Annotated in this window: 9 protein-coding genes; 1 reads left to right on the top strand and 8 read right to left on the bottom strand. The window is 67.9% G+C overall.

Translation table 11 applies throughout. The features are described from left to right. The 7 genes from DT074_RS26995 to ugpB all read right to left on the bottom strand — a co-directional run. A partial coding sequence (locus DT074_RS26995) for a 50S ribosomal protein L25/general stress protein Ctc (protein ID WP_119422948.1) occupies nucleotides 1-665 on the bottom strand: 665 nt, incomplete at its 3' end. Nucleotides 666-767: 102 nt separating this feature from the next. Next, nucleotides 768-1706, bottom strand: a complete 939-nt coding sequence (locus tag DT074_RS26990; RefSeq protein WP_119422947.1) for a ribose-phosphate pyrophosphokinase — start codon at nucleotides 1704-1706, stop codon at nucleotides 768-770. Between the two features lie 161 nt (nucleotides 1707-1867). Then, the gene (locus tag DT074_RS26985; RefSeq protein ID WP_162915269.1) at nucleotides 1868-2740 is read right to left on the bottom strand and encodes a hypothetical protein; all 873 of its coding nucleotides are present in this window, start codon (nucleotides 2738-2740) and stop codon (nucleotides 1868-1870) included. Nucleotides 2741-2831: 91 nt separating this feature from the next. Beyond that, nucleotides 2832-3905, bottom strand: a complete 1074-nt coding sequence (locus DT074_RS26980; RefSeq protein ID WP_119422945.1) for a sn-glycerol-3-phosphate import ATP-binding protein UgpC — start codon at nucleotides 3903-3905, stop codon at nucleotides 2832-2834. A gap of 3 nt (nucleotides 3906-3908) precedes the next feature. Continuing rightward, nucleotides 3909-4757 carry a sn-glycerol-3-phosphate ABC transporter permease UgpE gene (gene ugpE / locus DT074_RS26975; RefSeq protein ID WP_119422944.1) on the bottom strand — a complete coding sequence of 283 codons (849 nt, stop codon included), beginning with the start codon at nucleotides 4755-4757 and terminating at the stop codon, nucleotides 3909-3911. Nucleotides 4758-4762: 5 nt separating this feature from the next. After that, complete coding sequence (gene ugpA / locus DT074_RS26970) at nucleotides 4763-5644, bottom strand: sn-glycerol-3-phosphate ABC transporter permease UgpA (RefSeq protein WP_119422943.1); 882 nt, start codon at nucleotides 5642-5644, stop codon at nucleotides 4763-4765. 78 nt (nucleotides 5645-5722) lie between these two features. Beyond that, nucleotides 5723-7045 (bottom strand): sn-glycerol-3-phosphate ABC transporter substrate-binding protein UgpB, encoded by a 1323-nt coding sequence (ugpB, locus tag DT074_RS26965; RefSeq protein WP_119422942.1) that lies wholly within the window; start codon nucleotides 7043-7045, stop codon nucleotides 5723-5725. A gap of 133 nt (nucleotides 7046-7178) precedes the next feature. On the opposite strand from ugpB, the gene DT074_RS26960 reads away from it, so the two are divergent. Continuing rightward, nucleotides 7179-7844 carry a M48 family metallopeptidase gene (locus DT074_RS26960; protein WP_119422941.1) on the top strand — a complete coding sequence of 222 codons (666 nt, stop codon included), beginning with the start codon at nucleotides 7179-7181 and terminating at the stop codon, nucleotides 7842-7844. Nucleotides 7845-7852: 8 nt separating this feature from the next. On the opposite strand, the gene DT074_RS26955 is transcribed toward DT074_RS26960, so the two are convergent. Beyond that, a partial coding sequence (locus DT074_RS26955; protein WP_119422940.1) for a transglycosylase domain-containing protein occupies nucleotides 7853-9877 on the bottom strand: 2025 nt, incomplete at its 5' end.

The following is a 9877-nucleotide window of genomic DNA, read 5'->3' as shown; positions in this document are numbered from 1 at the left end:
GCCTTGCCGCCGGGGGCGGCGGCGGGGGCGGCGGCAGCACCCGCGGCAGGCGCAGCTTCCGCTGTCGCCGCGGCGGCCGCCGGCGTCTCGACCTCCGCCGTGGTCGGCGGGGCGATGGAGGCGATGGTGAAGTCGCGATCCTGGATCACCGGACGCATGCCTTCCGGCAGAGCGATGGCCCGGATGTGGATCGAATCGCCGATATCGAGGCCCTTCAGGCTCACCGACACATAAGGCGGGATGTTGTCGACCGGCACATAGCTTTCGATCTCGTGTCGCACGACGTTCACCACGCCGCCACGCTTGATGCCAGGGCTCTCGCCCTCGTCGACGAAGTGCACCGGAATGCCGATGCGGATCCGGGTGCCGGCGGCCACGCGCAGGAAATCGACATGGACCGGCCAGTCGGTCACCGGGTCGTACTGCACGTCGCGCGGCAGGACGCGCTCCTTGGCGCCCGCGATGTCGAGTTCGTAGAGGCGGGCCATGAAGCCTTCGCGCGCGGATTCGCGCACCACAGCGCGGATATCCATCGAGATCAGGGTCGGCTCAGCCTTGCCGCCGTAGACGACGCCGGGAACGTAGCCTTTGCGACGGACGGAGCGGGCGGTCCCCTTGCCGGCCCGTTCGCGCCGCTCGGCCACCAGGGTGGCGATGTCGGTCATCTGTTTGCTCCTTCGATAGGTGGTACGGGCCGCGCTTCCCGCGCTTCCCGCTCCGCGGTGCCGGCCTCCAGGGGTGCCGCGCGCCGCAAAGCTCTCATGAATTCAGTCGAACAGGCTGGAAACCGAGGTCTCCTCGCTGATGCGCCGCATCGCTTCGCCGATCAGCGGCGCAATGCAGATCTGACGGATGTTCTTGGCGAGCCGCACGGCCTCGGTCGCCAGGATGCTGTCGGAAATCACCAGCTCCTTCAACGGCGAGGCGGCGACGCGGGCGACGGCGCCACCTGACAGCACGCCATGGGTGACATAGGCGGAAACCGACTTGGCGCCCTGGTCCTTCAGCGCGGCGGCGGCATTGCAGAGCGTGCCGGCAGAGTCGACGATGTCGTCGATCAGGACGCAGTCCCGCCCGTCCACATCGCCGATGATGTTCATGACTTCGGAGACGCCGGCGCGTTCGCGCCGCTTGTCGACGATGGCGAGATCGGCTTCCAGCCGCTTGGCGATGGCGCGGGCCCGCACCACGCCGCCGACATCGGGCGACACGATGACGAGGCCGGCCGCATTGCCGTCCTTGTGCTCGCGGATGTCGCGCACGATATAGGGCTCGGCGAAAAGGTTGTCGGTCGGGATATCGAAGAAGCCCTGGATCTGCCCGGCATGCAGGTCCAGCGTCAGCACCCGGTTGGCCCCGGCAGTGGTGATCAGATTGGCCACCAGCTTGGCCGAGATCGGCGTGCGGGGATGCGGCTTCCGGTCCTGCCGGGCATAGCCGAAATACGGCATCACCGCGGTGATGCGCCGGGCCGAGGCGCGCCTGAGCGCATCCATGCAGACCAGCAGCTCCATCAGGTTGTCGTTCGCCGGATACGAGGTCGACTGGATGACGAAAACGTCCTCGCCGCGGACGTTCTCGTGGATCTCGACGAAGCACTCCATATCGGAGAAGCGCCGCACGCTGGCGCGGGTCAGCGGCACGTTCAGATAGGTGGCAATGGCTTCCGCCAGCGGACGGTTGCTGTTCCCCGCGAGCACTTTCATCGCATGCGCCTTCGCTGATGCCGCAGGCCCCGATCCGACCCCTGGCGACAGGCCCGCTCGAGGGGGCCCGTTCCGCGGCGGCGCTTCTATAGCTTGCCACAAGCCTGCAAACAAGCGCCGGGTTTGGCCCTATTTCAAATGCTTAACGGATGGGCACCGGTTCAGCGGCGGCGCTGCCGCTGGGTTTCCAGCACCTGCATCACCCCGTCGACGCCCCCTTCGGCGGCGGCATAGGCGATCGGCCCCCAGGGGCCCGACAAGGTGCCCGAGGGCACGGTATTCGATTGCCGGACCGTGCCCAGCGTCCGCCCGTCGCTGGCGCGAATTATCCATTGGATGTCCACCCGATCCGCGCCCCCCGCCGGCAGGACCGAGACTTGGCCGAGAAGCGTGATCGCATTCGATTCCTCGGCTGCGACCAGGGCGATCTGCTGGCGGCCCAGCAGCAACCGCATGGCGCGGGCCAGCGACTGGTTGCCATCGCCGGGCGCGCCCTCGACCAGGGGCATGCGGACCCGCGGCAAATCGACCGCGGCTGCGGCCGTCCCCGCATGCAGTTCCCGATCGATGCGGCCCGCGATCTCGTTGGCCAACCGGTCGAGCGTCGCGCGGTCCGCTCGCTGCCATTCGGCGGTCGACAGGCGCGCCGTCTGCCGAGAGGTGGTGCGGGGAAGGCCGTTCGGTTCGACGATGCGCCAAACGATCTCGAGCGTCGCCGTCTCGGCGGAATCGGTCGTCACGGTGGCTTCGCCCTCGAGGATCCGGCTTTGCGGATTGGCGGCACGGGTCGAGGCCGGCAGATCCAGGGCACGCAGCCGCTCGGCCACAAGTTCGGCCAGCTCGAGCGACGCGCGAGGCGCCATGCCCCGGACCGGCACCACCACCATGCCGGCATCGGCCTTCGGCACCAGCAAGGGCGAGGGGGAAACCGCCTTGTTTTCGTCCTCGAATGGCCGCGGCACCTCGCCGCAGGCGGCGTGCAGCAGGACGGTGATTGCGACGGCGGCCGCGCGACTAGATCGCCACCAGGACACAGCTTGCCACCAGGCCGAGAATGCAGATCGCCAGAAACAGCGCGAGATGCGGCATCGCCGCACTGTAGCCTGATTTTCCGATGGGCGCGGCTCAGGCGCCGAGCGCGATCCGCTTGCCGGTCTGGCTGTCGAACAGATGCACCAGGCTCGGATCGGGATGCAGCCGGATCTGATCGCCGGCCTGCAGGCCGAGGCTGCCCGGCAGCCGGACCACGATGTCGGTGCCGTCCAGCGGTCCGTGCAACAACGTATCGGCGCCGAGCTCTTCGGTCACGTCGACCCGGAAGTCGAAGGCGCCGGGCCCGTCGCCGAGCGTCAGGTGCTCCGGCCGCACACCGAACGTGATGTTGCGCCCGCCCAGGTTGCCGAGGCCCGCCAGATCCAGGCCCAGGGTCTGGCCGGAGCCCAGCTGTATGCCCCGGTCGGCAACGGTTGCCGGCAGGAAGTTCATCGCCGGCGAGCCGATGAAGCCCGCGACATAGGTGGTGGCGGGATGCGTATAGACGTCCTTCGGCGCACCGATCTGCTCTGCCACGCCCTGGTTCATCACCACCAGTCGATCGGCGAGCGTCATCGCTTCGACCTGGTCATGCGTCACGTAGATCGACGTGACGCCGAGCTCACGGTGCAGCTTGCGGATCTCGAGGCGCATCTGCACGCGAAGCTTGGCATCGAGATTGGAGAGCGGCTCGTCGAACAGAAACACCGCCGGTTCGCGCACGATGGCGCGCCCCATGGCGACGCGCTGGCGCTGGCCGCCTGAAAGCTGGCGCGGCTTGCGCTGCAGCAGCGGCTGGATCTGCAGGATGTTCGCGGCGCGCTGCACCCGGCGCTCGATCTCCGCCTTCGGCATCTTCCGGATGCGCAGCCCATACGACATGTTCTCGTAGACCGACATGTGCGGATAGAGCGCGTAGTTCTGGAACACCATGGCGATGTTGCGCTCGCCCGGCTCGACCTGGTTCACCACCTTGCCGCCAATGCTGATATCGCCCTTGGTGATGCGCTCGAGGCCCGCGACCATGCGGAGCAGGGTCGACTTGCCGCAGCCCGAAGGCCCGACCAGCACGATGAACTCGCCATCGGCAATGGCGAGGTCGATGCCGTGGATGACCTCGAGATCGCCATACGACTTGCGGACCCCGTTCAGACCGACTTCGGCCATGGCTCACTTCTCCGTTTCGACCAGACCGCGCACGAACTGGCGCTGCATCGCGATCACCACGACGACGGGCGGCAGCATGGCGAGCAGGGCGGTTGCCATCACCAGGTTCCATTCGGCCGCTGCGTCGACCACGTTCAGCATGCGCGAGATGCCCATCACCACGGTGTAGTAGCTCTCCTCGGTGGTGATGAGGAGAGGCCAGAGATACTGGTTCCAGCCATAGATGAACTGGATGACGAACAGTGCGGCGATGCTGTTGCGCGACAGCGGCAGCAGCACGTCCCAGAAGAACCGCATCGGGCCGGCGCCGTCGATCCTGGCCGCTTCGGTCAGCTCGTCCGGCACCGAGAGGAAGAATTGGCGGAACAGGAAGGTCGCCGTTGCCGAGGCGATCAGCGGAATGATCAGGCCGCCGTAATTGTTGAGTAGGTTCAGGTTCGACACCACCTCGAAGGTCGGCAGGATGCGCACCTCGACCGGCAGCATCAGGGTGATGAAGATCATCCAGAAGAACACCATCCGGAGCGGGAAGTGGAAGTAGACGATGGCATAGGCGGCGATGATCGAGATGGCGATCTTGCCGACCGCGATCCCGACGGCCATCACCAGGCTGTTCAGCAGCATCACCGCGACCGGCGCGCTGCGCGAGGAGCGTACGCCGGCGAACAGGATGGTCTCCATGTTCTCGAAGAAGTGGCTGCCCGGCCAGAGCGGGATCGGCGGGCGCAGCAGCGCCGCCTGGTCATGCGTGGCGGCGACGAAGGTGATCCAGACCGGGAAGCAGACGATGAGGACGCCGAACAGCACCACGAGGTGCGAGAGCAGCGTGCCGAAGGGGCGGTTCTCTACCATGGCGGTCAGTAATGCACGCGGCGTTCGATATAGCGGAACTGGACCACCGTCAGCCCCACCACGATCGCCATCAGGATGACCGACTGCGCCGCCGAGCCGCCGAGGTCGAGACCGCGGAAGCTGTCGCTCCAGACCTTGTAGACCAGGATCTCGGTGGCCTTGGACGGGCCGCCCTGCGTGACCGCGTGGATCACGCCGAAGGTCTCGAAGAAGGCGAAGACGATGTTCACCACCATGAGGAAGAAGCCGGTCGGCGACAGCAGCGGGAAGATCACGGTCCAGAATCGCCGCGCCGGGCCGGCGCCGTCGATCGCCGCCGCCTCGATCAGCGAGCGCGGGATGGCCTGCAATCCGGCCAGGAAGAACACGAAGTTGTAGCCGATCCGGCTCCAGGCCGAGGCGAACACGACCAGCAGCATCGCCTGGTCGCCGTTCAGGAAGTAGTTCCAGTTCACGCCGATCGATTCGATGCCGTAGGCGAGCACGCCGATGCGCGGGTTGAACAGGAAGCCCCACAGCGCGCCGGCCACCGCCGGCGCCACCGCATAGGGCCAGATCAGCAAGGTCCGGTAGGTGGTGCCGCCGCGCACGATGCGATCGGCCATCACGGCCAGCACCAGCGCGATGGCGAGGCTCAGCACGGTGACCGAGATGCTGAAGATCGCGGTGACGCGGAAGGAATTCAGATAGCTCTCGTCCTCGATCACGCGGACGAAGTTCTCGAACCAGACGAACTCGCTGGACGTGCCGAAGGCGTCCTCGCGCAGCAGCGACTGGAACAGCGCCTGGCCCGCCGGCCAGATGAAGAAGACGATGGTGATGATCAGCTGCGGCGTGACCAGCAAATAGGGCAGAAGCCGGTTGTCGAAGGTGACGCGCTTCTGCATCGCCGCTTGGGAGGTTCTGTTGTCTGGTGCGCGGGAGAGGGAACCCCGCCGGGCGGACCCGGCGGGGTTCGTCTCGCTCTACTTGTTGGCGCGGGCGAAATCGGCCAACAGCTTGTTGCCGCGCTCGACCGCCGAGTCGAGCGCCTGCTTGGCCGTCTTCTTGCCGGCCCAGACGGCTTCGAGCTCTTCGTCCATCACGTCACGGATCTGCACGAAATTGCCGATCCTGAGGCCCTTCGAGTTCGGGGTGGGCTCGTTCAGGGTCAGCTGCTTGATCGCCACGTCGCGGCCCGGCTTGGCCTGGTAGAAGCCGCGGCTCTTGGCGACCTCGTAGGCGGCATAGGTGATCGGCACATAGCCGGTCTCCATATGCCACTGGGCCTGCACGGCCGGATCGGAGAGATAGCCGAAGAACTGCCCCACGCCCTTGTAGTCGGCCTTCGGCCGGCCCTGCATGACCCAGATGGTGGCGCCGCCGATGATCGAGTTCTGCGGCGCGCCCTTCACGTCGGGCCAGTAGGGCAGGAAGCCGGTGCCGACCGGCACGCCCTTGGAGATCATGGACGCCTCGATGGTGCCGGCGGTGCCGGCCGAGCCCATGAACATGCCGCAATCGCCCGACGTGAACATCGGCGTCGACTTGCCTTCACGGCCGCCATAGACGAACACGTTGCCCTTCTGCCAGCTGGCCAGCGTCTCGATGTGCTTGACGCGGACCGGGTCGTTGATCAGCAGCTGGATATCGGTGCCGGCGAAGCCGTTCTGCTTGGTGGCGAACGGGATGTTGTGCCAGGCGCCGAAATTCTCGATCTGGATCCAGGTCTGCCACTGGGTGGTGAACCCGCATTTGGCGCCGGAAGCCACCAGCTTCTTGCCGTATTCGCCGACCTCGGGCCACGTCTTCGGCGGCTTCTCGGGATCGAGGCCCGCCTTCTTGAACATGTCCTTGTTCCAGTAGAACACCGAGGTCGAGGAATTGAACGGCATGGAGAGGAGCTTGCCGTCGGCGGTCGAATAGTAGCCGGCCACCGGCGCGACATATGCCTTGATGTCGAACGGCTGCTTGAAATCGGCCATCAGCTGATGGACCGGATAGACGGCGCCCTTGGCGGCCATCATGTTGGCGGTGCCGACCTCGAACACCTGCACGAGGTGCGGCGCCTGCTTGGCGCGGAAGGCGGCGATCGCCGCGGTCAATGTCTCGGTGTAGCTGCCCTTGTAGATGGGGACGAGCTTGTAATCCTTCTGGCCCTTGTTGAAGCCGTCGGCGAGCCTGTTCACCGCTTCGCCAAGCTGGCCGCCCATTGCGTGCCAGAACTGGATTTCGGTCTGCGCCTGGGCGATACCTGCGACGCAGGTGCCGGCAGCGAGCGCGGCGGCGAACAGAGTTCTCCGGGACATTGGATGCATATGCCTCCCTCCTTGGGACAAGACAGAGCCGACGGGGCGACCTTTCTTGGGGACGCTCGATGAACCGTCGGAGTCGGATCGATGACACTTATATGACACCCGGCCGCCCGGCGCGACTCCCCGGATGAGCGATGCGCGGATTGTTTACCGCCGATCGCCGCGCGCGCGGCGGCTTTCGCTGCGGGTGGATTCGAAGGCCGGGGCGGTCGTGGTGGTGATGCCGAACCGGGCGAGCGCGGCCGCGGCAGAACGCTTTGTCGCCGGCCATGCCGGCTGGGTGCTGCGCCAGCTGGCCCGGCTGCCGGCCGCCGTGCCGTTCGCGAGCGGCGCGGTGGTGCCGGTCATGGGCCGCGAGGTTACCTTGCGTCACCTTCCCGCGGGCCGGCTCGGGGCGCGGCTCGACGGCGACGCGCTGCTGGTCTCCGGCAGCGCCGAGCACCTCCCGCGCCGGGTGCGCGACTATCTCAAAGCGCTCGCGGCGCGCGAGCTGACGGCGCGCGCCACGGCGGCGGCGGCGCGGATCGGCCGCCGGCCGAGCCGGGTGAGCGTGCGCGACGGCACCAGCCGTTGGGGCTCCTGCACCGCGGCGGGCGCGCTTTCCTTCTCCTGGCGGCTGATCCTGGCGCCGGTCTGGGTGCTCGACTACGTGGTCGCGCACGAAGTGGCGCATCTCGTCCATCTCGACCACTCGCCGCGCTTCTGGGCCGTGGTACGCGAACTCAACCCGGATGCCGCGCGCGCCCGGTCCTGGCTTGCCCGTCACGGTGCCGGCCTGCACCGCTACGGCTGAGCCCGCATTCAGTCGGTCGAGAACGGCATCTGATCGATGGGGCGTTCCAGGGTCGAGCGCTCGCGCCGCGGGGACGGCGCGCTTGCCTGCCGGCCGGCGCCGCCGCTGCCGCCGAATTCGCGCACGATCTTCTGCCACAGCGTCTGCTCGCCGGGCGGCGGCTCGCGCCGCTCGGCCACCACCGGGGCACTGGGGGCGGTGCCCTTGAGCGCCTCCATCATGAAGGTCTTCCACAGGCGCGCCGGAATGGAGCCGCCGGTCACCCGCTTCATCGGGCTGTCGTCGTCGTTGCCGACCCAGACGCCGGCGACGAGATCCGGCGTGTAGCCGACGAACCAGGCGTCGCGGTTGTCCTGGGTGGTGCCGGTCTTGCCGAAGGCCGGCCGGTCGAGCCGCGCCGCATAGCCGGTGCCGTTCGGGCTCTGGACCACGGCGGCGAGCAGGGTCTGCATGTCGGCATGCACGCCGGGATCCAGCACCCGGCCGGGCCCGCCGCCCTGGCGGCGATAGACCACGCGGCCTTCGCGGGTCCTGACCTCGGTGATGCCGTAGGGGATCACGCCGCGGCCGCCATTCGCCATCACCGCGAAGGCGCCGGTGAGCTCGGTCAGGCTCACCTCCTTGGTGCCGAGGGCGATCGACGCGTTCGCCGGGATCGCCTCGTTGATGCCGAGCCGGTGCGCCACGTCGATCACCCGGGGCAGGCCGGCCCGCTCGGAAAGCTGCACCGCCACGGTGTTGAGCGAGCGAGTGAAGGCCTCGCGCAGGGTCACCTCGCCGAAATACTTGCCCTCGTAGTTGCGCGGGGTCCAGCCGCCGATCGACATCGGCCCGTCGAACATCAGGTCGTCGGGCCGGAGGCCGGCTTCGAAGCCGGCGAGATAGACGAACAGCTTGAAGGCCGAGCCCGGCTGGCGCTTGGCCTGGGTCGCCCGGTTGAACGCCGAATCGCGATAGCCGAGGCCGCCGACCATGGCCTTGACCGCGCCGTCCGGGCTCAGCGCGACCAGCGCCGCCTGGGCGGCATCGGCCTTGGGCCCTTCCTGCTCCATGATCTGCGTGAGCGTGGCTTCGGCAGCCTGCTGCAGGCGGGGATCGAGCGTGGTGACCACGACCAGGTCGTTGAAGCCGCGACCGGCGAAGTCGTCCACCATGTCGGCCGCCCAATCGGCGAAATAGCGCGCGTTGCGGCTCGGCTGCCGCGAGGCGGCGAGCTCGGCCGGCGCCGCCTTGGCGCGTGCCGCCGCTTCCGGCCGGATCAGGCCTTCCTCCGCCATGCGATCGATCACCACCGAGGCCCGCGCCTGCGCGCGCTTCAGGTCGGCGGTCGGCGAATAGCGCGACGGCGCCTTGACCAGGCCCGCGACCATCGCCGCCTCGGCCAGCGTCACCTGGCGGGCCGACTTGGCGAAATAGCGCTGCGCCGCGGCGTCGATGCCCCAGGTGCCGGCGCCGAAATAGATCCGGTTCAGATACATGGCCAGGATCTGGTCCTTGGAGAACCGGTGCTCGAGCCAGAGGGCCAGCATCGCCTCCTGCACCTTGCGCTTCAGGCTGCGCTCCGGCGTCAGGAACACATTCTTGGCCAGCTGCTGGGTAATGGTCGAGCCGCCCTGGGCCAGCCGGCCGGCCCGGAAATTGACGTAGATCGCCCGGACAAGCCCCAGCGGATCGAGCCCGAAATGGCCATAGAAGCGGTGATCCTCGATCGCCACCACGGCGCGCTTCATCACCTCCGGGATCTCGCGCGGCGTCAGCATGTCGCCGTAGAGATCGCCATAAGTGCCGACGGTCGAGCCGTCGGCCGCGACCAAGGTTAGCGAAGGCTGCCGCTCCACCCGGTTGAGCCGTTCCACATCCGGCAGGTCATAGGCGAAGAAGCCGATCAGCGCGGCGGCGCCGACTGCCGCCCAGATCGCCAGAACGAAGGCCCAGCCGGCCAGCCGCCAGAGAATGCGCCGGCCACGGCCGCCGCCGCGCTTCGGCCGGCGCGGACTGGGCGCGGCCGGGCGCTCGCGCGCCGCCGCTCCGCC

Origin of the sequence: Desertibaculum subflavum (assembly GCA_003576705.1) — a bacterium.
Lineage (GTDB): Bacteria > Pseudomonadota > Alphaproteobacteria > Ferrovibrionales > Ferrovibrionaceae > Desertibaculum > Desertibaculum subflavum.
The sequence above is the reverse complement of the archived record's forward strand: the minus strand, read 5'-3'. Positions and strand labels throughout refer to the sequence as shown.

Coding starts and splice junctions, on each gene's coding strand:
- DT074_RS26990 (WP_119422947.1), bottom strand. CDS start 1,706: ATGAAAGTGCTCGCGGGGAACAGCAACCGTCCGCTGGCGGAAGCCATT.
- DT074_RS26980 (WP_119422945.1), bottom strand. CDS start 3,905: ATGGCCGAAGTCGGTCTGAACGGGGTCCGCAAGTCGTATGGCGATCTC.
- ugpE (WP_119422944.1), bottom strand. CDS start 4,757: ATGGTAGAGAACCGCCCCTTCGGCACGCTGCTCTCGCACCTCGTGGTG.
- ugpA (WP_119422943.1), bottom strand. CDS start 5,644: ATGCAGAAGCGCGTCACCTTCGACAACCGGCTTCTGCCCTATTTGCTG.
- ugpB (WP_119422942.1), bottom strand. CDS start 7,045: ATGTCCCGGAGAACTCTGTTCGCCGCCGCGCTCGCTGCCGGCACCTGC.
- DT074_RS26960 (WP_119422941.1), top strand. CDS start 7,179: ATGAGCGATGCGCGGATTGTTTACCGCCGATCGCCGCGCGCGCGGCGG.